Below are 26,005 nucleotides of genomic sequence, written 5' to 3' on the forward strand. Positions count from 1 at the left end.
ATCTGATGGATCGTCAGAAACAAGCTAGCTCCGCCACCCCTGGACCGACAAGCGCCGGAGCCCTACGCTCTGCGCTGTATCTGACGGAGGGTCAGATACATGGCGCGAGCAGCCTTTGGACCGGGAGGCCGGTAATGACGGACGACACGGCGACCGCGACCGCGCGGGACCTGGAGCGGTCCCCCACCCTCTGGGAGCTGATCGCGCGCCGCGCCGCCCTCACCCCGGACGCGACCGTGCTCATCGAGGCCGCCGAGCACCCCGCCGACGACCGCACCCTGACCTTCGGCGCCCTGCGGGAGCGCGCCGAACGCGTCGCCGCGGGCCTGTACGGCATGGGCGTGCGCCCCGGCACCGTCGTCGCCTGGCAGCTGCCCACCCGCATCGAGACCGTCCTGCTGTCCGTCGCCCTCGCCCGGATCGGCGCCGTCCAGTCCCCCGTCATCCCCTTCTACCGGGACCGCGAGGTCGGCTTCGCGCTGCGCGAGTCCAAGGCCGAGTTCTTCGCCGTCCCCGGCGTCCGGCGCGGGTACGACCACACCGCCATGGCCGAACGCCTGGGCGCGCGGGGCGTGTTCGAGGCGTACGAGGACCTCCCCGACGGGGACCCGGCCGTGCTGCCCCCGCCGCCCGCCTCCGGCACCGGCGTCCGGTGGATCTACTGGACCTCCGGCACCACCTCCGACCCCAAGGGCGTCCTGCACACCGACCGCTCCCTGATCGCGGGCGGCTCCTGCCTCGCCCACGCCCTGCACCTGGGCCCCACCGACGTCGGCTCGATGGCCTTCCCCTTCGCGCACATCGCCGGGCCCGACTACACCGTGATGCTGCTGCTCTACGGGTTCCCCGCGGTGCTCTTCGAGAAGTTCGCCATGCCGGACGCGCTGGCCGGCTACCGGCGGCACGGGGTCACCATCGCGGGCGGCTCCACCGCCTTCTACTCGATGTTCCTGGCCGAGCAGCGCAAGGCCCCCGGCGTACCGCTGATACCGACCCTGCGCCTGCTGGCGGGCGGGGGGGCGCCCAAGCCGCCCGAGATCTACCACGCGGTGGTCCGCGAGCTGGGATGTCAGCTGACCCACGGCTACGGCATGACCGAGGTACCCATGATCACCATGGGCTCGCCGCTGGACACCGCCGAGCACCTCGCCACCACCGAGGGCCGCCCGCCCGCGGGCATGTCCATCCGCATCACCGGCCCCGACGGCTCCCCCCTGCCCGCCCTGACCGACGGCGAGGTCCGGCTGCGCGGCGAGGCCGTCTGCCAGGGCTACCTCGACCGCGACCAGTCGGCCGCGGCCTTCGACGCCGACGGGTACCTGATCACCGGCGACCTCGGCCACCTCACCGAGGACGGCTACCTCGTCCTGACCGGCCGCAGCAAGGACGTCATCATCCGCAAGGGCGAGAACATCTCCGCGAAGGAGATCGAGGACCTGATGCACCGGCTCCCAGGCGTCGGCGACGTGGCCGTCATCGGCCTGCCGGACCCGGAGCGCGGCGAACGCGTCTGCGCCGTCGTCGAACAGGGCGCCGGGGCCGAGCCGTTGACCCTGGAGCGGGTGACCGCCTACCTGCGCGCCGAGGGCCTGGCGACCCACAAGCTCCCGGAACAGCTGGAGCTGGTGGACGCCCTCCCGCGCAACGACGCCCTGCGCAAGGTCCTCAAGTACAAGCTGCGCGAGCGCTACGCGTAGGAGGCGTCCAGGGCGGCCAGGTCCGCCGCCGAGAGGCGGACGGCGCCGGCGGCCACGTTCTGGGCGAGGTGGCCGAGGTCGCCCGTACCGGGGATGGCCAGGACGTGCGGGCCCTGGTGCAGGGTCCACGCCAGCCGGATCTGCGCCGCGCTCACCCCGTGCGCGCGGGCGACGGTCCGCACCGCGTCCGCGCCGTCCTCCTCGCCCGTGTACCCCCGCTCGCCGCCCCCGGCCGCGCCCGCCGTACGGCCGCTCCCGGCGATCGAGTAGAAGGGCACGAAGGCGATGCCCTGCTCGCCGCAGGCGCGCAGCAACTCCGCCTGCGCGGGCGATCCGCCGATGCCGTGCGCGTTCTGTACGCAGACCACCGGTGCGATGGCGCGTGCCTCGGCAAGCTGGTGGGGGCGCACGTTGGACAGCCCCAGGTGCCGGATGAGCCCCGCCTCGCGGAGGTCGGCCAGCGCGCCGAAGCGCTCGGCGACCGGACCGTCGCCCACGACGCGCAGGTTCACCACGTCCAGGTGGTCCCGGCCCAGCTGGCGCAGGTTCTCCTCCACCTGCCCGCGCAGCTGCCCCGGACCGGCGTGGGCGGTCCACTCCCCCGAGGCGTCACGGGCGGGCCCGACCTTGGTGACGACGACGAGGTCGTCGGCGTAGGGCGCCAGCGCCCGGTTGATCAGCTCGTTGGCCGACAGCAGCGGCGAGAAGTAGAACGCGGCGGTGTCGAAGTGGTTCACGCCCAGCTCCACCGCCCGGCGCAGCACCGCGACCGCCTGGCCGCGGTCGCGCGGCACGGCGCCGGGTATCAGCGCCTCGCCGGTCTGCGGCAGGCGCATCGTGCCGAAGCCGATCCGGTTGACCTCCAGGTCACCGAGCTTCCAGGTGCCGGAGGCCGCGGCGGTGACGTCCTCCGAGGCGTGGGCGGGGGCCGGGGTCAAGTGCGAGGTCACGTACGGGGCCGCTTTCGGAGTCGGGTGCGGGGCGGGGCTCTGGGCGGGGTGAGGGGGCCGGTCCGGGGCCCGGTCTGGGGTCATGGCGGAATGATCTCCACACGATAGGGTGACCGCCACTGATTCGGACATGTGTGAATCCTCAAGGGGCGGGCGCCTTGGCGGAACTGGCCTTCACGGCGAGCGACCTGGCACAGGTGCGCTTCGCCGTCTCACCGATGTGGCAGGTCGTGACCAGCTTCCGGCTGCTGTCCGCCCGCACCGACGCCTCCCCGCTGCACCGGCCCTGGACCGAGCAGGTCCGGCCCCGGGTGGCGGCCGCCGGGCTGGACCGGGGCTGGCTCGCGGAGCTCGTCCCGCCGACCGGCTTCTTCCCGTACTTCCTGAACCCCGCCCCCACCGGCCCCGCCCCCACGCTGGCCGGGGAACTGGCCGCGATCGGGGCCGCCCCCGCCGAGCGGGTGCGCCGCGACCTCGACCACCTCGCACACCACCAGGGACCCCCCGGTCCCCGGCTGCGCTCCCTGCACCACGACCCGCCGGCCCGGCTGGCCCGCGTCACCCAGGAGATCGGCGCCTACTGGGACCTGGCGCTCGCCCCCTACTGGGCGCGGATCCGCGCGGTGCTCGACACCGACGTCCTGCACCGGGCCCGCCGGGTCGCCGCGCACGGCGCGGGCGAGGTCCTGAACGAACTGCACGCGTCGGTGCGGTGGGACGGCAGCGCGCTCCACCTGACCCGCCGCGGCAGGCCCATGCCGCGGACCACCACCGGCCCGGGCATGCTGCTGGTCCCCTCGGCCTTCACCGGGCCGCGCCTGCTGACGACCCAGGTCCCGCCCGATCCGCCGCAACTCGCCTACCCCGCGCGCGGCACCGGCTCACTGTGGGCGCCCGGGCCCGCCGCCGACCCGGAAGCGCTGAGCGCCGTACTCGGCCGGTCGCGGACGCGCCTGCTGACCGAGCTGGACACGCCCGCGTCCACCACGCAGCTGGCCCACCGCACCGGTCTGTCCCCGGCCGCGGTCTCCCAGTACCTGGGCGCACTGCGGCGGGCCGGTCTGGTCAGCGCGCACCGGGCCGGGCGCTCGGTCCTGTACGCGCGCACGGCCGCCGCCGACACCCTGCTCCGGGCCGCCTCCGCCTCCGCCTCCGGCTAGACGCTCTCGCGCGGGCGGGCACGTACGGGCGCCGGCGTACCGGGGGGCCGCCGAACGGCGTACGGCGCGGGGGCCTTGCGTACCGCGCGGGGCGGGGCACCGCGGACCGGGCGGGCAGCCGGAGCCGGTCGGCGGCCCGCCGTGCGCGCACCCGCCGGTTCAGGCGTCCGGGGCCGCCACGCCGCAGTAGCCCGCGAAGGCGGTGAGGATCTCGTCCTCGGAGATCAGGCCGTCGCCGTCGGTGTCGAGGGCCGCCGCCACGCGGGTGGCCAGCTCCGGCTCGGTGCCGAGGACGCGCAGCACGCGCGCCGCCGCCTCCGGGCTGGTGCCCGGCCCGCCCCCGGCGTCCGCGTCCGCGGCCACCGCGATGACCGCGTGCAGGAAGGGGCGGGCGATCTCGGCGAACCGCTCTGGAGAGTCCCGCAGCCGCTTGGCCGCCCCGGTGATGAACTCCTCGCGGGTCACCCGCTGGTCACCGTCCACGTCGGCGATCCCGGCCATGCCCTGCCAGAAGGCCTCGGCGCCGTTGAAGACGGCCTGTCCCTTGTCGCATCGGGCCGCCGTACCGAATTCGGCCAGTACGGCCTTGGCGGCCGCGCTGAAGTCCTCGCGGTCGATATAGCCGTTGCCGTCCTGGTCGAAAGTGGCGAATCGGGCGGCGATCTTGCGCTCGTACTCTGCGCTGTCCATCTTCGGCTTCCGCCTTCACATGTGCGGTGGGGTTCAGATCAAGACAGGCGGAAGCGTACGGCCTCGGTGGCCTGCGCGTTAAGCGAAGTCGGCAAGCAGGTGGCCGCATCGAACCCGCGCACGGGAAGCGCGACGGGGCGCGTACGGATGTGCCCATGACGCAGCGTCGGGTCCTTTACCACGGAGGGTGCGCTTGCGGGGCGGGCTTGCCCCAAAACAGGCGCGCGGGCCATGTGCCCACTACATTCGAGGAGTCGACACACGGCTGGGGGCACGATGGCGAAGGACGCACCACCCCGCTGGGACCGCCGGATGCAGCAGCGGCTCGCGCGCGGGGAGGCCGCCGCGCTCGGAGAGCTGTACGACCGCTTCGCGTCGCTCGTCCACGGCCTCGCCCACCGCGTACTGCGCGACGAGAAGGCCGCGGACCGCATCACCCGCGAAGTCTTCGGCTACATCTGGGAGAACCCGGACGCCTACGACCCCAAGCAGGGCTCCATGCGTTCCTGGGTCGCCCGGATCACCCAGGGCCGGGCCGTCGCCCGGCTGCGCCAGGCGGAACTGGGCCGCGGCTCGCGCGAGGAACTGGAACAGAAGGTCCGCAGCGCCAACGTCGCCGCCCGCGCCGACTACATCGTCACCTCGATGCCCGCTCCCCTGCGGGCCGCCCTCGAACTCGCCTACTTCAAGCGGCGCGACTACCGCCAGGCGGCCGCCGATCTGCGGATCAGCGAGGACGAGGCGCGCCGCCGGCTGCGGCTCGGCCTGCAACTCCTGTCCACCGCCCACCACCTGCCGCAGGAAGACCTCTCCCCGCCCGGATACGGAAGCAGCCGATGAACGGCCCCGCCGAGTCACCCGACGACGCGTACGACGGGCGCGGCGACCGTTCCGGCGCCGGCGCGTGGATACCCGGCCCCCGCGGAGCCGCCGACGACTGGGACCGGCTGCCCCCGGTCACGTCCCTGCCGCCGGCGGCCGACCGCGAGCCGCCGGACGCCGACCCGGGGTCCCCGGAGGGGGACCGCGAGGCTGCGGAGGCCGACCGCGAGGTTGCGGAGGCGGACCCTGAACTGCCGGAGGCCGACGACCGGGAGCCGCCGCAGGCCCTCGGCGCCGAGCCGCCGCAGGCCGAGCCGGAGCCGCCCCCGGCCGCCGAACCGCCGCCTCCCGTGCGCCCCTGCGCGCCGCCCACGCACGCCGTGCTGAAGTCCCTGCTCGGCGCGTGGGCGCTCGCCGCGTGTTCGGCGGAGGAGACCGAGGCCGTCGAGGACCACCTCACCGCCTGCGCGCCCTGCGCCGACGAGGCGCTGCGGCTGCGCGACGCGGTCGGCCTGCTGCGCCCCGAGGAGAGCCTCGACCTCAAGCCGCTGCTGCGGTCGCGGGTGCTGGAGGACTGCCTGGGCAGGCGGCCGGCCCGGATCCCCGTTCCGGTGTGGGCGACCCCGTACGACACCGAGACGGCACGGCTCGACGCGCTGCTGCGGGACTTCGGCGACGCGGAATGGCACACGCCGGTGCGGCTGAAGTGGTTCCAGGACGAGGGTCCGCGGTCCCGGCGGACGACCGTGGCCGGGGTGATCGGCCACCTGCTGACCGTCGACGGCCTGATCGCGGCCGCCCTCGGGCTGGACGACCCGCTCGGCCCGGACGCGCCGCCCGGCCCCGCCGGACGCACCGAGCGGTTCTGGAGCTCTTCCCCGCACCCCGTCACCCGCCAGGTCCGCGAACCGTGGCGGGATCAGGGGCACACGCTGGTGCGGACCGTGTCCTTCGCCGGGCACGGGATCGCCGAGCTGGCCGTGGCCTACGGGGACTTCGCGCTGCCGCTGGGGGACGCCTTCCTGGAGCGGGCCTTCGAGTGCTGGGTGCACGCGGGGGACATCGCGGAGGCGGTGGACTACCCGTACGACCCGCCGTCCGGGCCGCACCTGCACCGCATGATCGACCTGGCGGCGCGGCTGCTCCCGGGCGCGCTGGCGGGCCGCCGCCGCGCCGGGCTGGCCGCCCCGCCCCGCCGCCTGGTCGCGGCCGGCGCCCCCGGCCGCACCCTGCACCTGGAGATCGAGGGGGCGGGCGGTGGCGGCTGGGACATCGCCCTGGACTCCCCGGCGGCGGCGACCTCCGCGGAACACACGGTGGCCGAGATCGCCCTGGACGGCGTCGAGTTCTGCCAACTGGCCGCGGGCCACATCTCCCCGCAGGACGCGGCGGCGGGCCAGCTCGGCGACCGCGAAGCCATCCGCGAAGTCCTCTTCGCCACGGCCTCCCTGAGCCGCCTGTAGCCGGGGCGCTCCAGCCCCGCCGGTGGCGCTGGAGCGTGCCCGGCGATGCCGGAGTTGGCCGGGCTCAGGTGAAGACGACCGTGCGGGAGCCGTTCAGCAGGACGCGGTGTTCGCTGTGCCACTTGACCGCCCGCGCGAGCGCCTGGCATTCGACGTCGCGGCCCACCGCCACCAGCTGGTCCGGCGTGACGTCGTGGGCGACGCGCTCGACCTCCTGCTCGATGATCGGGCCCTCGTCCAGGTCGGCCGTCACGTAGTGCGCCGTGGCGCCGATCAGCTTCACGCCCCGGGCGTGCGCCTGGTGGTACGGCTTCGCGCCCTTGAAGCTCGGCAGGAACGAGTGGTGGATGTTGATGATCCGCCCGCTCAGCGCCTTGCACAGGGTGTCGGACAGCACCTGCATGTACCGCGCCAGGACCACCAGCTCGACGTTCTCCGCCCGCACCAGCTCCAGCAGCTCGGCCTCGGCCGCCGCCTTCGTGTCCTTGGTGACCGGGATGTGCACGAAGGGCACCCCGTACGAACCGACCAGCTCGGCGAAGTCCGTGTGGTTGGAGACCACGGCCGCGATCTCGACCGGCAGCGCCCCGATCCGCGAGCGGAACAGCAGGTCGTTCAGGCAGTGCCCGAACTTCGACACCATCAGCACGATCCGCATCCGCTCGTCCGCGCGGTGGATCTGCCAGTCCATCCGGAAGGAGTCGCCGATGGCCGCGAAACTGGCCCGCAGCTTCTCCAGCGTCACCGGCGGCGTCGCCGAGAAGTGGACCCGCATGAAGAAGAGGCCCGTGTCGTGGTCACCGAACTGCTGGCTGTCCTCGATGTTGCACCCGGTCATGAACAGATAGCTGGACACGGCGTGCACAATGCCCTGCTTGTCGGGACAGGACAGGGTGAGTACGTACTGCTGGGGCTCGTTCCGGTCATTCCGGTCGTTCTGCTGCGGGTCGTCGCTCATGACCCGCAAGACTTTCACATCCGCGGCGCTCCCCGGATCATCACGCCGCCCGCGTGAGGATCCTCAGCACGTCGAGGGAGCGCGGCCGCGCGTCGGGGTCGTCCCCGTCGGCCGCCGCCAGCCGTACGTGCGCCTCGCGCGCGGCCCGGACCGCCTCCGGCCAGGCGTGGTGCTCCAGGTAGACGGAGACCGGGGCGTCGGGCCCGACCTGGTGCAGGATCCGCAGCACCCGCAGGACGGCGAGGTCCACGAGGGCCGCCTCCTGGGAGTCGCGGAAGATCGTGCCGACGTACTTCTCGGCGGACCAGTTGTCGAGCCAGGTGTCCTCGACCAGCCGGTAGACGGCGTCGGTGACGTCTCCGTAGCCGTCGAGACCGGCCAGCCAGGTGTCCTCCTGGAACGCCGGGTCGGAGAGCATGTGCAGAGCCGAGCGCACGTTGGTGCGCCAGCGCCACCACGGCATGTCGTTGAGGGCCATGCCGCCCATGGTGGAGGAGCGGCGGCCGCGGCGGGAAGAGTTCTTCGGACCTGGGTCGAATGTCACGCGTTCGATCGTACGTTCCCCCCGGCCGCGCCCCGGCGCCGCTCCCCGCCCGGCAGGCCGCCCCCTCCCGCCCGGCCGCGCACCCCGGCGACCCCCGCAATTCACGCGGGTGTCACCGGATGTTGTGTACACCTCACACTTCAGTTCCCCGGGGCCCGGAAGTGTGACGGGTCATGACCGACTGGCGAACCGCCTCACGTTCCCGCTCCCGCACGCTCCTGACCAGGGCGGTGACCACGGTGACGAGCACGGTGGCGGGTGCGTGTCTACTGACCGGCTGCGGACTGGTCCCCGGAGCCACGGGGGGCTCCGGCGGCACCATCACCGTCATGACCTGGGCCCCCGAGGGCACCAAGGCGACCAACATGGGCGGCATGCCCGCCATGGCCAAGGCCTACGAGCGCTGGATCAACGGCAAGGGCGGCATCAACGGCCGCAAGCTCCACGTCCTGACCTGCAACGAACACAACACCGCCGGCGGCGCCGCCGACTGCGCCCGGCAGGCGATCGCCGCCCGGGCCGTGGCCGTCGTCGGCTCGTACAGCCAGTGGGGCCGTGCCTTCATGGCCCCGCTCGAAGCCGAGGGCATCCCCTTCATCGGCGGCTACGGCGTCTCCGCCGAGGAGTTCCAGAGCACCCTGTCCTACCCCGTCAACGGCGGCCAGCCGGTCCTCCTCGCCGGGGCCGGGCACCAGCTGGGCAAGGCCTGCGACGACGTGGCGCTCGTACGGCCCGACACCCTCGCGGGCGACTCCATGCCGATCCTCCTCAACGCCGGGTTCAAGGCGGTCAAGCCGCAGCGCGAGGCCGCCGACGTCCGGGCGCCCGAGGACTCCGCGAACTACGTCGACGAGGCGCGCGCGGCCCTCACCGAGGCCGCCAAGAGCAAGGGCAAGGAGAAGGACAAAGACAGGGAGAAGACCGCCGCGGCGGCATCGGACAAGGGCGGGGGATGCGTGGCGGCCGTCCTCGGCGAGCGCACCGAGACCTTCTTCGACTCCTTCCGGCGCCTCGACACCCAGGCGAAGAAGCCGCAGCTCTCCTCCGTCCTCGGCAGCGTCAGCCAGTCCCTCGTGGACCGCACCGGCGGTAAGGAGAGCCAGTTCGAGGGCGCCTACGTCACCAGCTGGTACCCCGTCTCGGGCGACCCGCTGTGGCAGCCGATGCGCAAGGTCATCGCCGAGAACGCCTTCGGCGACAACCGGGTCAATCCGGACGACACCGGCACCCAGACCACCTGGATCGCCTACTCCGTCTTCAGCGAGATCGTCAAGCGCCTCGGCAAGGACGGGGAGGTGACCGGCCGCACGGTCTCCCGCGCACTCAACCACTCGCCGGGCGTCGAGACCGGCGGCCTCACCCCCGGCCTCAGCTGGCGCTACCAGGACATGCGCGCGGTCGGCGGGTTCCCCCGCATGGCGAACTGCCGGGTCACCTTCCAGGTCGTCCAGGACGGCCGGATCGTCGCCCAGCCCGGCGAGACCACCATGGACATGACCCAGACCCTGGAGGCGGCCCCGCGCTCCGGCTGAACCGCCGACAGGGGCCGGGGGGCGCGGGGACCCGGTCCCGCAGCCCCCGCGCCGCCCCGCGCCGCGCACGCGCACCCGGCACCCGCACCCGCTCAGAGCTGGGACTTGTCCCGCTGCGTGAGGCCGTACTGGGCCGCGATCTTGTTCCACATGGCCGCGGCCGACTCCTTGGCCTTGGTGGCCTCGCCGCTCGCCTTGTTGGCGTCACTGGCGTGGCCGGTGGTCTTGGCCTTGCCGTCCTTGCAGGTCTTGCGGTCGTTCGCGGCCTCGTCCGCCCAGGCCGCGTAGTGCTCGTCCGCCGAGCCCGAGGACTTCCAGGCCTTGGTGAGGGCCGCCGTCAGCTTCGCGTGGTCGGTCAGCTTGTCGGTCTTCACCTCCTGGAGCTTGGTGACCAGTTCCTCGCGCTTGCGGGCCGCGTCGCGCAGGTCGGTGGCGGCCTGCGCGAGGTTCTTGCAGTCCTTCACGTCGTCCACGGCGCGGATCACCGCGGCGCGGCTGTCGTTGCTGTCCGCGAGCACCTTGTCGAGCTGGACGGCCTGCGCGCGCGCCGGATCGACGGGCGCCTGGTCCGCCGGCGGCTTGGCCGAACCGGAACCGGCCGGCGCGCTCGGTACGGCGTCCACCGCGGCCGGGTCGTTGTTCTGGGCCTTGCCGTTGCCCAGCAGGGCGCCCACGCCCAGCCCGGCCACGGCCAGCGCGAGCACCGCGACCCCGATGACCACCGGCGACACCTTCCGCGCGGGCTCCGGCGGCGGCTGCTGGAAGGGGGCGGGCTGGTGGAACTGCGGGGGCGGCGGAGGCTGCTGGTGGCCGTGGCCGGGCCCCTGCGGGAACTGCGGCGGCTGCTGCTGGAACTGCGGCTGCGGCCTCGGGCGGCGCTGCTGGAACGGCGGCGCGGGCGGCGGCGCCTGGCTGCGCACCGGCTCCTGGACGGGCGGCAGCACCTGGGTGTGCCCCTGCTCGTCGCCGTACCCCGGCCCGGGTCCCGGCCCGGAAGCCTGCCCGGGACCCTCGCCACGGAACAAGCCGTCGAACACGTCCGGCGGCCCCTGGGCGGGCCCCTGCCCCTGCCCCCGGCCGGCACCCGCACCCGGGCCCGGACCCGCCGGAACCGGCGGGATGTACTGGGTCGCGGCCTCGTGCATCGCGGGCCCGGCCCCGGGTCCCGGACCGCCCGGACCGGGAGCACCCGGACCGGGACCGGCCTGCACCGGCGGGATGTACTGCGTCGGCGCCTCCATCGGCCCCGGCGCGCCCGGGACCGGCGGGATGTACTGCGTGGGTGCCTCCATCGGCCCCGGGTGGGCCGGGACCGGCGGTATGTACTGGGTCTCGGCCTCAGGGATCGGCGGGTAGCCGTAGCCGTGCGGCTGGCCCGGGCCCTCGTACCCCGGCCCCAGGACGTGGCCGGGCGGCGGCCCCTGGGGCGGGTACCCGTACGCGGGCGCGCCGGGTGCGGGCGCCCCCGGCGCGGGGGCCCCGTACACCGGCGGTTCGTACGCGGGCGCGTCGTACACGGGTGCTTCGTACACGGGGGGCTGGGGCTCCGCGGGATGCCGCGAGTCGCCGCCTTGTCCGCTCTGCGTCACCGGGACTCCTTCTCCGACCGTCCGAACCTACGGAACCGTCGGTCACGCTACCCGGTCACCCCCCGCGTCCGTTACGCCACCTGTGTCTCCAGCCGCGCGCTGAACTCCCTGACCGCCGCTTCCTCCCGGTAGGGATCCAGCCGCGAGCGGAAGTCGTCGAGGTACTCCGCGCCCCGGTTCGAGCGCAGGCCGGAGAGCAGGTCGACCGCCTGCGCGGCCGTGTGGCAGCCCTGTTCGACCTCGCGGCGCTGCACCTGCGAGGTCGCCAGCAGCAGCAGCCCGATGGCTCGTCTGCGGGCCTTGGTCCGGGGCAGTGCCCGCAGGGCCTCCTCCGCCCGCCGTCCCGCCGCGTCGGCCTGCCCCAGGTCACGGTGGCAGTGGGCGAGTTCGTCGGCCAGGTAGGCCTGGTCGAAGTGGCGGATCCAGACCGGGTCGTCGCCGGACTCCGGTTCGGCCCGCTCCAGCGCGGTCACGGCCCGCGAGGACAGCACCGCCGTGGCCCGGGCGTCGCCCAGCAGCGCGTGCCCGCGCGCCTCGGCGGCGTAGAACATGGCCTCGGCCCGCGGGGTGACCATCCCGCGCGTGCCCTCCTGCGCGGCCCGCGCCAGCTGCGCGATCTCCCGGGGATTGCCCAGTTCGGCCGCGAGGTGGCTCATGGACGCGGCGAGCACGTAGCCGCCGTAGGCCCGGTCGCCCGCCGCCTGGGCCAGGCGCAGCGCCTGGATGTAGTAGCGCTGGGCGAGCCCCGGCTGGCCGGTGTCCACCGCCATGTAGCCCGCGAGTTCGGTGAGCCGGGCCACGGCCGCGAAGAGCGCGCGGCCCACCGGCTCCCGGTAGGAGCCGCCGATCAGGCCGGAGACCACGCTGTTGAGGTAGTGGACGACCACGGGCCGTACGTGCCCGCTGCCGAAGCGGTGGTCGAGGTCGGTGAGGGCCTCGGTGGTCGCCCGGACCGCCTCGACGTCGGACATGCCGACGCGCGAGCCGCCCGTACGGGCCACCTGGGCGTCGGCCCCGGTGATCAGCCAGTCGCGGCTGGGCTCGACGAGCGCGGAGGCGGCCACGGTCGATCCGGACAGGAAGTCGCGGCGGCCCACGTCGCTGCGCCACAGCTCGCACACCTGCTCGATAGCGCCGACGACGGTCGGGGAGAACTGCAGTCCCACGCCCGAGGCGAGGTTCTTGCCGTTGGCCATGCCGATCTCGTCGATGGTGACGGTCCGGCCGAGTTTGCGCCCGAGGGCCTCGGCGATGATCCCGGGGGCCCGGCCGCGCGGCTGCTGGCCGCGCAGCCAGCGGGCCACGGACGTCTTGTCGTAGCGGAGGTCGAGGCCGTGCTCCGCACCACACATGTTGACCCGACGGGCGAGGCCGGCGTTGGAGCAGCCGGCTTCCTGGATGAGTGCCTGCAACCGTTCGTTGGGCTGACGGGCGACGAGAGGCCTGGCTGCCATGAGAAAACCCCCTGCTGGCCGCGGGTGATCGTGCGTGTGATCACTTCCCGGCTGATCTGCGAAGAATGCGGAACACCACCCGGAACGTGGTGAGTCGTACCCGGTCGTGCACTCGGGGCGTCACGTGAGCGGGCGGCGGCCGCCCTCCGGTCCGCTGCCAGGTGTCGCTACCCACCCCCCGGCTCCCGGTCCCCCGCGCGCCCCCGCCCGTGCACCGGTGCGCCCCACATGCAGGATCGATGCTCCCTCGAACGGCTGGTTTACGGCCGTAACTCCCGGTGACGGCGGGAGTTGTGCTGATCGTGGAAGAGACCATCGGAGTCACGGAGACCGCGCCCATCCCCCAGCAACGCGGTGAACAGCTGCTGGACCATGCCGTGCGGTACACGGAAGAGCGGCACTGGGACGTGTTCGCCGGCACCTGGCTGGAACCCGGGGACGGCCGGGAGGTCTGCTCCTGCGGGGTCGCCACCTGCGAAAGGCCCGGCGCGCACCCGGGGGTGAAGGAGTGGGCGGCCCTCGCGTCGGGCAGCGCGGTCCGGGTCCGCCAGCTGTGGTCGCGCCAGCCCGCCGCCTCGATCCTGCTGCCCACGGGACGCACCTTCGACGCGATCGAGGTCCCGGAGGTGTCCGGCTTCCTCGCGCTGGCCCGGCTGGAGCGGCTCGGGCTCACCATCGGGCCGGTGACCGCGACCCCGGACCGGCGGATGCAGTTCTTCGTCCTGCCCGGCGCCGGCGCCAAACTCCCCGACCTGCTGCGGAAGCTGGGCTGGCAGCACGCCTCGCTCGACCTCGTCGCACGCGGCGAGGGGGACTACGTCGCCGCCCCGCCCACCCGCTACGGCGGCAAGGGCCAGGTCCAGTGGGTCCGCCGCCCCACCCCGGCGAACCGGTGGCTGCCCGACACCGAGGAGCTGATCGACGTACTGGCCTACGCGTGCGGGCGCGAGGCGGCCGCGGCCCGGGCCCGCCAGGGCTGACCAACCGGCGCTGACCGGCCGGGGGTCGAAATGTCCTGGCCAGTACATTCGGCCCTTCAACTGCCGCTGCCTGCCCTCGTAAGGTGAACTCGACCCACGGGGACAGAACGAGAGGCAGGGCGCGATGCCGGACCAGGCATTGTCGACGGGGGACACGGCACAGGTGGCCGCCCCCGCCGTACGGATCGAAGGGCTGTGGAAGCGGTTCGGCGAGCAGATCGCGGTCGGGGGGATCGATCTGGAGCTGCCCGCGGGGCAGTTCATCGGTCTCGTCGGACCGAACGGCGCCGGCAAGACCACCACGCTGTCGATGGTGACCGGGCTGCTGCGCCCGGACCAGGGCCGCGTCGAGGTCGCCGGACATGACGTATGGCAGGACCCGGTTCAGGTCAAATCCCGGATCGGCGTGCTGCCGGAGGGGCTGCGGCTCTTCGAACGGTTGTCCGGGCGGGAACTGCTCGGCTACATGGGCCGGTTGCGCGGGTTGCCGGGCCCGGAGACGGACAAGCGGGCGACGCAGCTGCTCGACGTCCTGGACCTCGCGGGCTCCCAGCACAAGCTCGTCGTGGACTACTCCACCGGCATGCGCAAGAAGATCGGCCTCGCGGCCGCCCTGCTGCACAACCCCGAAGTGCTTTTCCTGGACGAGCCGTTCGAGGGCGTGGACCCCGTGTCGGCGCAGACCATCCGCCGGGTGCTGGAACGTTACACCGCCTCCGGCGCCACGGTCGTCTTCTCCTCGCACGTGATGGAGCTGGTCGAGTCGCTCTGCGACTGGGTCGCCGTCATGGCGGCCGGGCAGATCCGCGCCGCCGGCCCGCTGGACACCGTCCGGGGCAGCGCTCCCAGCCTGCAGGACGCCTTCCTCGAACTGGTCGGCGCGCACGGTCTCGACACGGGCGAATCGCTGGACTGGCTCGGCGGCGGGGCGGCCGCCCGATGAGCGCGGCCACGGCGCCCGTCGCCGGCTCCGGGACGGGAACGGGGGCGGGCCGGGGGAACGGCTCCGCCGAGGTCCCGCTCACGGCGGTCTTCGTCCGGCTCAAACTGTCCCTGCTCCGCAACGGCCTCCGGGGTTCGTCGAAGCGGAAGGCGGCCTACCTCGGCACGCTGGTCCTGGCGCTCGTCGTCGGCGGGTTCCAGATGTTCGGCCTGGCCCTGCTGCGCGGGAACGCGCACGCGGGCACGGTCGTGGTGCTGCTCGCCGCGATCCTGGCCCTGTTCTGGTCGGTGATGCCGCTGTTCTTCCCCAGCGGGGACGAGACCCTCGACCCGAGCCGGCTGGTGATGCTGCCGCTGCGGCCCCGGCCGCTGGTGCGGGCCCTGCTGGCGTCCTCGCTCGTCGGCATAGGACCGCTCTTCACGCTGTGCCTCGCCGTCGGATCGGCCGTCGCGGTGGCCCACGGACCGGCGGGTGTGATCGCCGCCGTCCTCGGGGTGCCGCTGCTGCTGCTCGGCTGCGTGGTCCTGGCGCGGGCGGTGGCCACCGCCAACGTCCGGCTGCTGAACAGCCGCAAGGGCCGGGACCTGGCCGTGCTCAGCGGGCTGCTGATCGCGATCGGCGCCCAGTTCGCCAACTTCGCCAGCCAGCGGCTCTTCCAGGACGGCGGCCTGAGCACCCTGGAACCCGCCGAGGCCGTGGTGCGCTGGCTGCCGCCCGCGACCGCCCTCGGCATGGTCGACTCGGTCAGCCGGGGCTCGTACGGGGTCGCCGCCGCCCAGCTCGCGCTGACCGTCGGCGCGATCGCGCTGCTGCTGCGGTTCTGGGAACGGACCCTCACCCACCTGATGGTCACCCCGGACGGCTCCACCCTCGCGGCGGCCGGTCCGGCGAAGAAGCGCGGCACCGGGCAGGCGGAGGGGGCCGGTTCCCGGTCCCTGCTGCCGGACGGACGGACCGGGGCGGTCATCCAGCGTGCCCTGCGGTACGCCGTCCGCGACCCCAAGACGAAGGCCGGCTGGGCGACTTCGCTGGCCGTCGGCCTGATCATCCCCGTCGCCAACGCCCTCCAGGGACAGGGTTCCGTCTACCTCGCCTGCTTCGGGGCGGGCATGCTCGGCGTCCAGATGTACAACCAGTTCGGGCAGGACACCTCGGCGTTCTGGATGGTCGCCCAGACCATCTCGACCCCGCGCGAGGCCTACGCCGAACTGCACGCCCGGGCCCTCGCGCTGGCCCTGGTCACCGTCCCGTACACGGTACTCGTGACCGTGGTGACGGCGGCGATGGTGGGCGACTGGACCGCCCTGCCGGAGGTCATCGGGCTCTCGCTGGCGCTGCTGGGCGCGATGCTGTGCGCGGGGGCGCTGGCCTCGGCCCGCTTCCCGTACTCCATCCCGACCGACGGCGCGTTCAAGAACGTCGCCCCGGGACAGGCGGGGCTGGCCTGGCTCGGCATCTTCCTCGGCCTGGTCTCCTCGGCCCTGCTGTGCGCACCGCTGATCGCGCTGACCATCTGGCTGCACGTGGCGGACCTGCACGGCGTTCTGTGGCTGCTGCTCCCGGTGGGCGCCGCCTACGGCACCCTGACCGCGTGGACGGGCCTACGCCTGTCCGCCCCCACCGTCGCCCGCCGCCTCCCGGAAATCCTGACAGCGGTAAGCAAGGGCTGACCCCCGGGCCCGGGCCCGGGCGGAGCCCGCATCCCAGCTCCGCCCGGACCCCCTCCCCCAGCCCGTCCGGCGTTTGAGGACCGGGTCCGGACGGAGCCCGGGGAACGGAGGAAGGGCGGGTCGGGGACGACTCCGCGCAGCGGCCCGCCCCCGGCCCGCCCGTCAGGCAGACGCCCGGACCCCGTCGAGGAACGGCTCCAGCACCGCCCGCCAAGCCCCGGGCTGGTCGTAGTGCACGTAGTGCCCGGCATCAGGAATCTCCGCATACTGCCCCGCCGGCAGCACCCGCACCATCTCCTGCGCCTCGGCCCGCCCCAACTCCCCGTCCAGCCCCCGCACCACCAGCGTCGGGCACCGGACCTGCGCCAGCTCCTCCCAGTGCGCGTCGTGCACCCACGTCTCCCGCGCGGTGAGCATCTGCCGACGGGAGAAGAGCGGGCGCCATCCGTCCTGCGCCTGGTGCATGACCTCGGCGAAGAAGGCGCCGCGCCCGGGATCGGGCCGCTCGACCCGGGGATCGTCCTCGCCGAACCAGCGGCGGGCGGCGTCCTGCGTGGGGAACGGCAGGGGCCACCGGTGGAACCACTCCTCCCACTCCCGCTGCGAGGCCGCACCGAGCGCGGAGGCCCGCATGTCACAGATGACGAGGGCTTCGACGAGGTCGGGCCGGCGGGCGGCGAGCTGCCAGGCGGTGAGGGCGCCCATGGAGTGCCCGATGAGCGTGACGGGAGCCAGGCCGAGCTGTTCTACGGCGGCTTCGGCGTCGGCCACGAAGGCCTCGCGGGCGAAGGCGGCCGGGATGTCCGGTCCGTTGGCCAGGCGTTCGCTCTGGCCGTGGCCGCGCTGGTCGAGGGCGACGACGCGGCGCCGCTCGGCGAGCCAGCGGGCAGTACCGGCCCAGTGGAAGGCACGGCCCATCAGGCCGTGGAGTAACAGCACGCCGGAGCCGGGCCCCGGTACGGATCCCGGTGCGGATCCCGGTGCGGATCCCGGGTCGGACCCGGAACCGGCACCGGAGCCGGACCCCGCGGCCCCCGCCCCCGCGTCCTCGCCGAGGGCGCCTGGGGCGGCGGGTTCCCGGAACTCCCAGGCCGCGAGGCGTACGCCGTCGGACCCCGTTACATCGAAGCGCTGTACCACCGCAGATGCACCCCCTTCGCTCCCCGCCAGACTATCGAACCCGCATTCGAAAACTGCCTTCTCGACCGCAACACCACTCTTTCGAATGACCTTGCTCAAGGATTGGCCGCCGCTGCCGAGGGGAGATCTTCAACGGGAGGCGGGCCGCTCGGGGAAGACGGTCCGAGGGGATGACCTTGAGAGCTCGGGGCTCCGGGTCACAAGGGGAGGACCGGTCCCGGTGCCGTGAGGCACCGGGACCGCCCCCACCGCGAGCGCTACCCCGCCCGGGAGATCCCGACGGTCACCGCTTGGCCACGAACACGTGCGAGGCGACTTCCGCCTCCAGCTCGGCGGCCTCGCCGCCACTGCCCACCAGCACCCCGCCCGGCGACTCCGTCACGCTGACGACCGAGCCGGGCTGCACGCCCGCCCGCCGCAGCGTGTACATGAGCTGGGCGTCCGTCTGGATCGGCTCACCGATCCGCCGCACGACCACGGTCTTGCCGTCGGCGCCCGGGTCCAGCTCCGCCAGGCTCACCATGCTGTCGTCGAGGAACGGATCCGCCTCGGCCTTCTCGCCCAGCTCCTCCAGGCCCGGGATCGGGTTCCCGTACGGCGACTCGGTCGGGTGGCGCAGCAGCTCCAGCACCCGCCGCTCCACCGCTTCGCTCATCACGTGCTCCCAGCGACAGGCCTCCGCGTGCACCTGCTCCCATTCGAGTCCGATCACGTCGACGAGGAGGCACTCGGCCAGCCGGTGCTTGCGCATCACGCGCGTGGCCAGCCGCCGCCCCTCCTCCGTCAGCTCCAAGTGCCGGTCGCTGGCGACGGCCACCAGGCCGTCGCGCTCCATGCGTGCCACCGTCTGGCTGACCGTCGGGCCGCTCTGATCGAGCCGCTCCGCAATCCGGGCGCGCATGGGGACCACGCCTTCCTCTTCCAGCTCGAGGATGGTGCGGAGATACATCTCCGTGGTATCGATCAGTCCGGACATTCGTGCCCCTCGGGATATCGTGCGCTGGCCCTGCACCCAATTCTGACGCATCAGGCCGACAACCGTCCCGTGCCGGAGGGCAAGGGCCGCCCCGGGCCCCCTCGGGGCCCCCGCCGCCGGATTGACGCCGGTATTGACACGCCCTTGGTCCAGACCGCACGGTGAGCGGCGGACACGGACGCACCCCACCCCCGGAAGGGCCCCTCAGCGCATGAGCGAGAGCAAGCTGGCCGGTCAGTTCATCGATGCCGCCATCGGCCTCCTGGAACGGGTGCGTGAAGAGGAGTCCTCGAACATCGCCGGGGCCGGCGCCGTGATCGCCGACGCCGTCGCCGCCGGAAACCGGCTCTTCGCCTTCGGCGCCGGACACTCCTCCCTCCCCGCGATGGACGTGGTCTACCGGGCCGGCGGCCTCGCGCTGATGAACTTCCTCGCCGTCCCCGGCACCGCCGGCATCGACGTCATGCCCGCGACGCTCGGCAGTGCGCTGGAGCGGGTGGACGGGCTGGCCGCAGCGGTCCTGGACAGCAGTCCGGCCGCCGACGGCGACGTCCTCGTGATCATCTCCCTCTCCGGGCGCAACGCCCTGCCCGTCGAGATGGCGATGAACGCGCGGGCCATCGGCCTCAAGGTGATCGGCGTGACCTCGGTGGCCTACGCGACCGAGACCCGTTCGCGGCACGCCTCGGGCACCTTCCTGCGGGACCACTGCGACATCGTCCTCGACAGCAAGATCGCCGTGGGCGACGCCGAGCTGAGCCTGGAGGGCATCGACGCCCCCTTCGCCCCGGCGTCCACGGTCGTCACCAGCGCGATCATGCAGGCCGTGATGGCCGCGGCGGCCGGCGAGCTCGCCGCCCGCGGCATCGAACCCCCGCTGCTGCGGTCGGGCAACGTCGACGGCGGCCACGAGTGGAACGGCCGCGTCATGCAGGAGTACGGGGACCGCATCTTCTTCCGCCACTGAGCCCGCCCCTTCCGGCTACGCTCCCCTGACCGCGCGCCCGCCGAGGGCCCGCACGGGTGGGGGAACGGGAAACATGGAACAGGGGTCCGCGGTCACCGCACCGGGGGGACAGAGGGAACAGGTGTGCCCGCACTGCGCGGCGCCGCTCACCGCCACCGACGAACGGTTCGTCGTCTGGTGCGCGGCCTGCGACTGGAACGTGGACCCCGGCGCGCCGGACCCCGGGCCGGGCCGGCTCGCCGCGTCCCGCCGCCGGCTGGCGCTGCGGCACGGCACACAACTCGCCGCCGCGATGGCGGGGGAGGGCGCGGGCCCCGGCCGGCCGCTCCGGGACTCGGCCTCGCTGACCGCCCTCGCGCTGGCCGTGCTGGTGCACGGCTTCACCGCGGCGCTGCTGGTGGCCGGGCTGCTGCTGATCGTGCTGGGCTGGGAGACCGGGATCGAGCCGGTCGAAGGCCTCGTCCTGCTCGCGGTGGCCGTCGCCCTGCGGCCCCGGTCGGGGCGGCTGCCGGACGGCGGGCCGGTGCTGCGCCGCCCGGACGCGCCCGAGCTGTTCGCGCTGATCGACGAGGTGGCCGCCGTCACCGGCACCACCGGTGTGCACGCCGTCGCGGTGAGCGGCGACGTCAACGCCGCCGTGACGACGTACGGGATCCGCCGCCGCCGGCTGCTGATCCTGGGCCTCGGCCTGTGGGAGGTCCTCGGACCGCAGGAGCGCGTCGCGCTGCTCGGGCACGAGCTGGGGCACTTCGCCAACGGGGACCTGCGGCACGGGGCGCTCACCCACGGCGCGCTGCGCTCCCTGGCCCTCTGGGTAACCGCGCTGGCGCCGAGCCGGGCGACCACCGTGTGGGACACGCTGTTCAACATCGTGGGCTACCTCCCGCGCTGCGCGGCGTACGGCCTCCTGCTCCTGCTCGACCGCCTCACCCTGCGCGCCTCCCAGCGGGCCGAGTACCAGGCGGACCTGGGCGCCGCGCGGGCCGGTTCGACCGCGGGCGCGGTCGGCCTGATGGACCGGCTGCTGGTGAGCGGGTCGGTCGAGGTGGAGCTGCGCCGGGAGTCCGTGGCCGCCCAGATGACCGGCGGGCGGGCCGGGCACGCCGCCCGGGAAGTCGCCGAGCAGGGGCTGTGGGAGCGGATCGCGGCGCACCTGGCGTCCGTACCGGAGCACGAGTACGAGCGGCTGCGCCGGGTCGCCGCCCTGCGCGGGCACAGCGTGGACGACACGCACCCGCCCACGCACCTGCGCCGCCAGTGCCTCGAACGGCGTCCGCCCGAGCGGGCCCGGGTGGGCTACGACGGGCGGCGGGCCGCCGCGGTGGCGGCGGAACTCGCGCCGGCGCGGGCGGCGGTGGCGCGCGAGGTCATCCGCCACCACGCGGGCTGACCGGGCGGGCGGTCCGTCCTCCGCTCACACCGCGGAGGTCGACAGGGCCAGGTCCATCGCCACCCGGGAGGCGACCTCCTCCGCGTAGGCGGCGTCCACCCGGTCGAACGGCGGACGGGACGGGCCGCGCAGGAACGTCAGGACGCCCAGGCTCCGGCCCCGGCTGCGCAGCACCACGCACAGCCCGTGCGCCGCGCCCCGCGGCCAGTGGCGGGCGCCGGCCCAGCCCTCCCCCGCCGCGCCGTCCGGCGCGCTGGCCCGCACCGACCCGATCCGGTCCAGCGCCTGGAGCGCCGGGTGCCCGGGCTCGTAGCGCACCGGGATCGCCCCCGGCCCCGGCAGCAGCGGGCCCGCCGCGGGCACCGCCCCCGTCGGCGACACGGGCGAGCGGACCAGCCGCGCCCCGTCCGCGGCCAGTACGTCGATCAGCGCGTGGTCCGCGAACCCGGCCAGCGCGAACTCCAGCCGGACCGCGGCCGCCTCCGCCGGCTCCTCGCACTCCCCCGCCGCCCGGCCCGCCCGGTGCAGCTGCTGGGAACGGAACCGCAGCTGCGCGGTGTCCAGTTCGGCCTGCCGGGCCTCGGTGACGTCCTGGAACAGCCAGCCGACCCCCAGCGGCACCGGCTCCTCCGCCAGCGGCGAGGCCAGCCGCAGGAAGCCGCTGCGCCAGCAACGCCGCCGCAGGCCCGCGGACGTCCGTACCGACACCCACAGCTCTACCGGCCCGGGCGGCGGCCCCTCGGCCAGGACGTGCTGGAGCGCGCCCTCCAGCTCCTCCACGCCCTGCGCGAGCAGTTCCCCGAGCGGCCGCCCCAGCAGCGCGGTCCGCCCCGAACCGAAGGCGGTGGCCGCCCGCGCGTTGACCACGGCGGGCCGCAGGTCCACGTCGACGAGCACGACCCCCCAGGAGGCGTCGTCCAGCAGCGCCTCGCTGAGCGCGATGGAGCGCTCCAGGTCGATCTGCGCGTGCACCTCGCTGAACGCGCAGTACACCCCGGCCGGCTTCCCGTCCGCGCCCGGCACCCCGGCCGACTGGGTCCGTACGAGCACCCGGCCGCCGTCCTTGGTGAGCAGCGCGAACTCGTGCACCTGCCGGCCCGGAACGTCCTGCGCCGCCATCAGCCTGGCCTCGACGTCCTGCGCGTCGGCGGCCCGCGCCGCCCACCCGGCGAACCCCCGCCGCCCCACGGCCTCGGCGGCCGACCACCCGAGGATCCGCTCGGCCTCACGGTTCCAGTGCGTGATCACCCCGTCGGCGTCGAACGCGCAGAGCGCCGCGTCCATCCCGTCCAGCAGCGCGGCGAGCAGATCATCGGTGGTCTCACTACGTCCGAAAGCACTCACCTGGGACCCCCTGCAGGTGTTCGCGTGTGCGGCACGTCAGATCATTGAACTGGAACGTGACGCAGCCCACACCTGATTCACCGGATTCCCCCGAATTAAATCGCTTGAGGGGGGCGCGGCGCCGTCCTAGGCTTGCCGTACACGAGAAGGGAGGTGGTTCCGGAAATGTCTGGCAACCGGACGCGTGAGGTGACTGCGGGCTGACGCCCGTTGTCGTACGCACCCAAGCAGTGCAGTGCCGACAAGGTTCGTCGGCGCCAATCCACAGCAGTCACCCGACCCGCGGGCTCGCCGGTACGTCCGGCCGGCTTCTCTCACTGCAGGAGAGAAACCCGAGCCCGCGGGTCGTCTGTTTTTCCCGGCCGCCGGGGCGGGGCGGCGGGCTACGGGCAGAGGCGCTCCACGCGCCAATTCTCGCCGTCGAGGACGTATTTCAGCCGGTCGTGCAGGCGGTTCGCGTGGCCCTGCCAGAACTCGACCTCCCGCGGGACCACGCGGATCCCGCCCCATTCCGGCGGCACCGGTACCTGCTCCCCCTCCGGGTAGCGCCGCGCGAGTTCCTCGTAGCGGCGGTCGAGCTCGGCGCGCGAGGAGATGACCCGGGACTGCTCGCTCGCCCAGGCTCCCAGCTGCGAGCCGTGCGGGCGCGAGCGGAAGTAGGCGGCGGTCTCGTCCCGGCCGATCCGCACCGTGCTGCCGGTGACCAGGACCTGGCGGGCGATCGGGTGCCACGGGAAGAGCAGGGCGGCGGAGGGGTTCGCGGCCAGTTCCGTGCCCTTGCGCGAGCCGTAGTTGGTGAAGAACACGAAGCCGCGGTTGTCGAACTGCTTGAGCAGCACCGTGCGCGAACTGGGCCGCCCGTCCGGGGTGGCGGTCGAGAGGACCATCGCGTTCGGCTCGAAGAGGCGCGCGTCGGCGGCCTGGCGGAACCACTGCCCGAACTGCTCCATGGGGTCCGCGGCGAGGGCGTCCTCGGCGAGGATCTCCGAGCGGTAGTGCATCCTCATGAGGGCGGGGTCGAGATCCTTTTCTGTCACCCCGCCATCCTGCCGCAGGAGGACTTCCGGGGGTGTGCCGTATGTCACGCTTCCGCAGGACATCCCGAGCGGACAAAATCTTGGGGCCGGTCCGCTGGTTCCCGGGAGGGTGACCAACGGCCCCGCCGGGCATCAACGGGGATGACCGCGCCGGACCGCGAATCACGCCGGGAGCCGCGCGTGTTCGCATCTATCTGAGGAGCCGCCTGATGTCCGACTTCGTACCCGGGCTCGAAGGGGTCGTCGCGTTCGAGACCGAGATCGCCGAGCCCGACAAGGAGGGCGGATCCCTCCGCTACCGGGGGGTCGACATCGAAGACCTGGTCGGTCACGTGTCCTTCGGGAACGTCTGGGGCCTGCTGGTCGACGGTGCGTTCAACCCGGGCCTGCCCGCCGCCGAGCCCTTCCCCATCCCGGTGCACTCCGGGGACATCCGGGTCGACGTCCAGTCCGCGCTGGCCATGCTGGCGCCGGTGTGGGGCCTCAAACCGCTGCTGGACATCGACGAGGCCACCGCCCGTGACGACCTCGCGCGCGCGGCCGTGATGGCCCTGTCGTACGTCGCCCAGTCCGCCCGCGGCCAGGGCCTGCCCATGGTGCCGCAGAGCGAGATCGACAAGGCCGACTCCGTCGTCGAGCGCTTCATGATCCGCTGGCGCGGCGAGCCCGACCCCAAGCACGTCAAGGCCGTCGACGCCTACTGGACCTCGGCCGCCGAGCACGGCATGAACGCCTCCACCTTCACCGCCCGTGTCATCGCGTCCACCGGCGCCGATGTCGCCGCCGCCCTGTCCGGCGCCGTCGGCGCCATGTCGGGGCCGCTGCACGGCGGGGCGCCGTCCCGGGTGCTGGGCATGATCGAGGAGATCGAGCGCACCGGTGACGCGGTGGCGTACGTGAAGAAGGCCCTGGACAAGGGCGAGCGGCTGATGGGCTTCGGCCACCGCGTCTACCGCGCCGAGGACCCGCGCGCCCGCGTGCTGCGCCGCACCGCCAAGGAGCTGGACGCGCCGCGCTACGAGGTGGCGGCGGCGCTGGAGAAGGCCGCGCTGGAGGAGCTGCACGCGCGGCGTCCCGACCGGGTGCTCGCGACGAACGTGGAGTTCTGGGCGGCGATCATGCTGGACTTCGCGGAGGTCCCGGCGCACATGTTCACCTCGATGTTCACCTGCGCCCGTACCGCCGGGTGGTCCGCGCACATCCTGGAGCAGAAGCGCACGGGCCGCCTGGTCCGGCCGTCCGCGCGCTACGTCGGCCCGGGCTCCCGCGCCCCGCAGGCCGTCGAGGGCTACGGCGACATCGCGCCGTAACCCGCCCGTCCTCGGGCCCGCCCCCGGTCAGTCCGGGGCCGGGCCCAGGGCGGTGTCCAGGATGGCCGCCCACTGGGTGACCACCCGTTCCCGGCGGGCGGTGTCGTCGGTGAGGACGTTCGCCAGGCCCAGCCCGCGCGACATGTCCAGGAAGCCCTGGACGCTCTCCCGCACGCCGGGTACGGACTCGTCGGCGCCCAGGAGCTCCACGGCGATGCGGTGGGTCTCGCGCCCGACCTTGGCCTCCAGTTCGACGACCGGGGGCCGCAGCTGCTCCTCGTTGGAGGCGGCCACCCACAGCTGGAGGGCCGCCCGGAAGAGCGCGCCCGTGTACAGGTCGACCACGGCGTGGACGACCTCGGCGCGCGGCGCGGGGGCCGTGTGGAACAGCTCGCGCAGGGCGGTGGAGCGTTCCTCGGCGACGTACTGGACAGCGGCCGTGAACAGGGACTCGCGGGTGGGGAAGTGGTGCTGGGCCGCGCCCCGGGAGACGCCGGCGCGCTCGGCGACCACGGCGACGGTGGAGCCCGCCCAGCCGTGTTCGGCGAGGCAGGAGACGGCCGCCTCCAGGAGGTGGCGGCGGGTGACCCGGCTGCGGGCCTGCTTGGGTCCGGCGTGGGTCGGGCGGGCGCCCGGCCGGCCGGGGTCGGTCATGACGCCCATGACGGGTCCCGGCGCTCGAAGAGGGCGGTGATGCCCTCGCGGGCCTCGGTGGAGCCGAAGAGGGACGCGGACAGCTCCGTCAGCCGTGTTCCGTCCCGCTCCAGGGCCGCTCGTACCGGCGCGGTGACCAGTGCCTTCGAGGCGGCGAGGCCCTGCGGGGAGGCCTTGCGCAGCCCGGCGAGGACCGGTTCGAGGGCGTGGTCGACCTCGTCTGCGTGCAGGGTGAGCAGGCCGATCCGGGCGGCCTCGGCCGGCCCGAAGCGCTCGGCGGTGAGGAAGTAGCGGGCCGCGGCCCGGGGGTCGAGCCGGGGCAGCAGCGGGATGGAGATGACCGCCGGGGCGAGGCCCAGGTGGCTCTCGGTGAAGGCGTACGAGGACTGCGGGCCGCCGGCGGCGATGTCGCAGGCCCCGAGCAGCCCGAGGCCGCCGGCCCGGACGTGGCCGGTCACCCGGGCCACGACCGGCTTGGGCAGCTCGGCCAGTTCGCGCAGGAGGGCCAGGAAGTCCTCGGGTGCGAAGGGGTTCTTCAGGTCCGCCCCGGCGCAGAAGGTGCCGCCGGTGTGGGTGAGGACGATGGCCCGGACCGCCGGGTCCGCTCCCGCCGCGGCGAGGGCGGCGCGCAGCTCGCCGACGAGTTCCGCGGAGAGCGCGTTGCGGTTGCCGGGTGAGTCGAGCGTGAGGGTGGTGATGCCGCGGGTGTGCGCGGATCCGACGATCGGGGTCATG

Annotated in this window: 23 protein-coding genes; 11 read left to right on the forward strand and 12 right to left on the reverse strand. The window is 73.9% G+C overall.

Annotated features, from left to right (window positions below; translation table 11 throughout):
• Window positions 1-134: 134 nt before the first annotated feature.
• On the forward strand, window positions 135-1,697 hold the full coding sequence (locus AC0693_RS04205) for a class I adenylate-forming enzyme family protein (protein ID WP_478800911.1): 1,563 nt from the start codon (window positions 135-137) through the stop codon (window positions 1,695-1,697).
• On the opposite strand, the gene AC0693_RS04210 is transcribed toward AC0693_RS04205, so the two are convergent.
• Entirely contained in the window at window positions 1,688-2,731 is a 1,044-nt protein-coding gene (locus tag AC0693_RS04210) for an aldo/keto reductase (protein ID WP_478800912.1), read from the reverse strand. The genes AC0693_RS04205 and AC0693_RS04210 overlap by 10 nt on opposite strands.
• Window positions 2,732-2,814: 83 nt before the next feature.
• Here AC0693_RS04210 and AC0693_RS04215 point away from each other — a divergent pair, with 83 nt between their 5' ends.
• Window positions 2,815-3,807, forward strand: a complete 993-nt coding sequence (locus AC0693_RS04215) for an ArsR/SmtB family transcription factor (RefSeq protein ID WP_478800999.1) — start codon at window positions 2,815-2,817, stop codon at window positions 3,805-3,807.
• Between the two features lie 159 nt (window positions 3,808-3,966).
• Here AC0693_RS04215 and AC0693_RS04220 read toward each other — a convergent pair whose 3' ends face one another.
• Window positions 3,967-4,497: an EF-hand domain-containing protein gene (locus AC0693_RS04220; protein ID WP_356411325.1), complete on the reverse strand. Its 531-nt coding sequence runs from the start codon at window positions 4,495-4,497 to the stop codon at window positions 3,967-3,969.
• Between the two features lie 276 nt (window positions 4,498-4,773).
• Between AC0693_RS04220 and AC0693_RS04225 the strand changes: the two genes are divergently transcribed.
• Together AC0693_RS04225 and AC0693_RS04230 are read left to right on the forward strand one after the other, a co-directional pair.
• Entirely contained in the window at window positions 4,774-5,337 is a 564-nt protein-coding gene (locus tag AC0693_RS04225) for a sigma factor (protein ID WP_478740440.1), read from the forward strand.
• Window positions 5,334-6,782 carry a zf-HC2 domain-containing protein gene (locus AC0693_RS04230; protein ID WP_478800913.1) on the forward strand — a complete coding sequence of 483 codons (1,449 nt, stop codon included), beginning with the start codon at window positions 5,334-5,336 and terminating at the stop codon, window positions 6,780-6,782. The genes AC0693_RS04225 and AC0693_RS04230 overlap by 4 nt, the downstream gene beginning before the upstream one ends.
• Window positions 6,783-6,846: 64 nt before the next feature.
• Here AC0693_RS04230 and purU read toward each other — a convergent pair whose 3' ends face one another.
• Window positions 6,847-7,740: a formyltetrahydrofolate deformylase gene (purU, locus tag AC0693_RS04235; protein WP_356411318.1), complete on the reverse strand. Its 894-nt coding sequence runs from the start codon at window positions 7,738-7,740 to the stop codon at window positions 6,847-6,849.
• A 40-nt stretch (window positions 7,741-7,780) separates the two neighbouring features.
• Window positions 7,781-8,227, reverse strand: a complete 447-nt coding sequence (locus tag AC0693_RS04240; RefSeq protein ID WP_468469253.1) for an SCO4402 family protein — start codon at window positions 8,225-8,227, stop codon at window positions 7,781-7,783.
• A 230-nt stretch (window positions 8,228-8,457) separates the two neighbouring features.
• Between AC0693_RS04240 and AC0693_RS04245 the strand changes: the two genes are divergently transcribed.
• Window positions 8,458-9,816: an ABC transporter substrate-binding protein gene (locus AC0693_RS04245; protein WP_468469144.1), complete on the forward strand. Its 1,359-nt coding sequence runs from the start codon at window positions 8,458-8,460 to the stop codon at window positions 9,814-9,816.
• Window positions 9,817-9,908: 92 nt separating this feature from the next.
• Here AC0693_RS04245 and AC0693_RS04250 read toward each other — a convergent pair whose 3' ends face one another.
• Together AC0693_RS04250 and AC0693_RS04255 are read right to left on the reverse strand one after the other, a co-directional pair.
• Window positions 9,909-11,405: a hypothetical protein gene (locus tag AC0693_RS04250; RefSeq protein ID WP_478800914.1), complete on the reverse strand. Its 1,497-nt coding sequence runs from the start codon at window positions 11,403-11,405 to the stop codon at window positions 9,909-9,911.
• Between the two features lie 71 nt (window positions 11,406-11,476).
• Complete coding sequence (locus AC0693_RS04255; RefSeq protein ID WP_356411310.1) at window positions 11,477-12,859, reverse strand: NsdA family TPR-like regulatory protein; 1,383 nt, start codon at window positions 12,857-12,859, stop codon at window positions 11,477-11,479.
• Window positions 12,860-13,152: 293 nt separating this feature from the next.
• Between AC0693_RS04255 and AC0693_RS04260 the strand changes: the two genes are divergently transcribed.
• The 3 genes from AC0693_RS04260 to AC0693_RS04270 all read left to right on the forward strand — a co-directional run bounded on the left by AC0693_RS04260 (window position 13,153) and on the right by AC0693_RS04270 (window position 16,452).
• On the forward strand, window positions 13,153-13,839 hold the full coding sequence (locus tag AC0693_RS04260; RefSeq protein WP_356411493.1) for a bifunctional DNA primase/polymerase: 687 nt from the start codon (window positions 13,153-13,155) through the stop codon (window positions 13,837-13,839).
• A gap of 124 nt (window positions 13,840-13,963) precedes the next feature.
• Window positions 13,964-14,782 (forward strand): ABC transporter ATP-binding protein, encoded by an 819-nt coding sequence (locus tag AC0693_RS04265; RefSeq protein WP_356411307.1) that lies wholly within the window; start codon window positions 13,964-13,966, stop codon window positions 14,780-14,782.
• A complete protein-coding gene (locus AC0693_RS04270) occupies window positions 14,779-16,452 on the forward strand; it encodes a transporter (protein WP_478800915.1) in 1,674 nt (557 codons plus the stop codon). The genes AC0693_RS04265 and AC0693_RS04270 overlap by 4 nt, the downstream gene beginning before the upstream one ends.
• Before the next feature lie 162 nt (window positions 16,453-16,614).
• Here the strand turns inward: AC0693_RS04270 and AC0693_RS04275 are convergent, their stop codons facing one another.
• Window positions 16,615-17,592, reverse strand: a complete 978-nt coding sequence (locus tag AC0693_RS04275) for an alpha/beta fold hydrolase (RefSeq protein WP_478800916.1) — start codon at window positions 17,590-17,592, stop codon at window positions 16,615-16,617.
• A 283-nt stretch (window positions 17,593-17,875) separates the two neighbouring features.
• Window positions 17,876-18,568 (reverse strand): iron-dependent transcriptional repressor DtxR, encoded by a 693-nt coding sequence (locus AC0693_RS04280; protein ID WP_356411299.1) that lies wholly within the window; start codon window positions 18,566-18,568, stop codon window positions 17,876-17,878.
• A gap of 211 nt (window positions 18,569-18,779) precedes the next feature.
• On the opposite strand from AC0693_RS04280, the gene AC0693_RS04285 reads away from it, so the two are divergent.
• Both AC0693_RS04285 and AC0693_RS04290 read left to right on the forward strand, forming a co-directional pair.
• Window positions 18,780-19,535 carry an SIS domain-containing protein gene (locus AC0693_RS04285; protein WP_469332908.1) on the forward strand — a complete coding sequence of 252 codons (756 nt, stop codon included), beginning with the start codon at window positions 18,780-18,782 and terminating at the stop codon, window positions 19,533-19,535.
• 73 nt (window positions 19,536-19,608) lie between these two features.
• Window positions 19,609-20,925 carry a M48 family metallopeptidase gene (locus AC0693_RS04290; RefSeq protein WP_478800917.1) on the forward strand — a complete coding sequence of 439 codons (1,317 nt, stop codon included), beginning with the start codon at window positions 19,609-19,611 and terminating at the stop codon, window positions 20,923-20,925.
• Between the two features lie 24 nt (window positions 20,926-20,949).
• Here AC0693_RS04290 and AC0693_RS04295 read toward each other — a convergent pair whose 3' ends face one another.
• The gene (locus tag AC0693_RS04295) at window positions 20,950-22,269 is read right to left on the reverse strand and encodes a PAS domain-containing protein (RefSeq protein ID WP_356411292.1); all 1,320 of its coding nucleotides are present in this window, start codon (window positions 22,267-22,269) and stop codon (window positions 20,950-20,952) included.
• A gap of 383 nt (window positions 22,270-22,652) precedes the next feature.
• Window positions 22,653-23,276 carry a pyridoxamine 5'-phosphate oxidase gene (gene pdxH, locus AC0693_RS04300; RefSeq protein WP_478801000.1) on the reverse strand — a complete coding sequence of 208 codons (624 nt, stop codon included), beginning with the start codon at window positions 23,274-23,276 and terminating at the stop codon, window positions 22,653-22,655.
• A 239-nt stretch (window positions 23,277-23,515) separates the two neighbouring features.
• On the opposite strand from pdxH, the gene AC0693_RS04305 reads away from it, so the two are divergent.
• The gene (locus AC0693_RS04305) at window positions 23,516-24,616 is read left to right on the forward strand and encodes a citrate synthase 2 (RefSeq protein ID WP_469317973.1); all 1,101 of its coding nucleotides are present in this window, start codon (window positions 23,516-23,518) and stop codon (window positions 24,614-24,616) included.
• A 27-nt stretch (window positions 24,617-24,643) separates the two neighbouring features.
• Here the strand turns inward: AC0693_RS04305 and AC0693_RS04310 are convergent, their stop codons facing one another.
• Window positions 24,644-25,279, reverse strand: a complete 636-nt coding sequence (locus AC0693_RS04310) for a TetR/AcrR family transcriptional regulator (protein WP_478800918.1) — start codon at window positions 25,277-25,279, stop codon at window positions 24,644-24,646.
• Window positions 25,267-26,004 (reverse strand): enoyl-CoA hydratase family protein, encoded by a 738-nt coding sequence (locus tag AC0693_RS04315; protein ID WP_478800919.1) that lies wholly within the window; start codon window positions 26,002-26,004, stop codon window positions 25,267-25,269. The genes AC0693_RS04310 and AC0693_RS04315 overlap by 13 nt, the downstream gene beginning before the upstream one ends.
• Window position 26,005: the final 1 nt, after the last annotated feature.

The organism is Streptomyces sp. NPDC043876 (assembly GCF_056435825.1).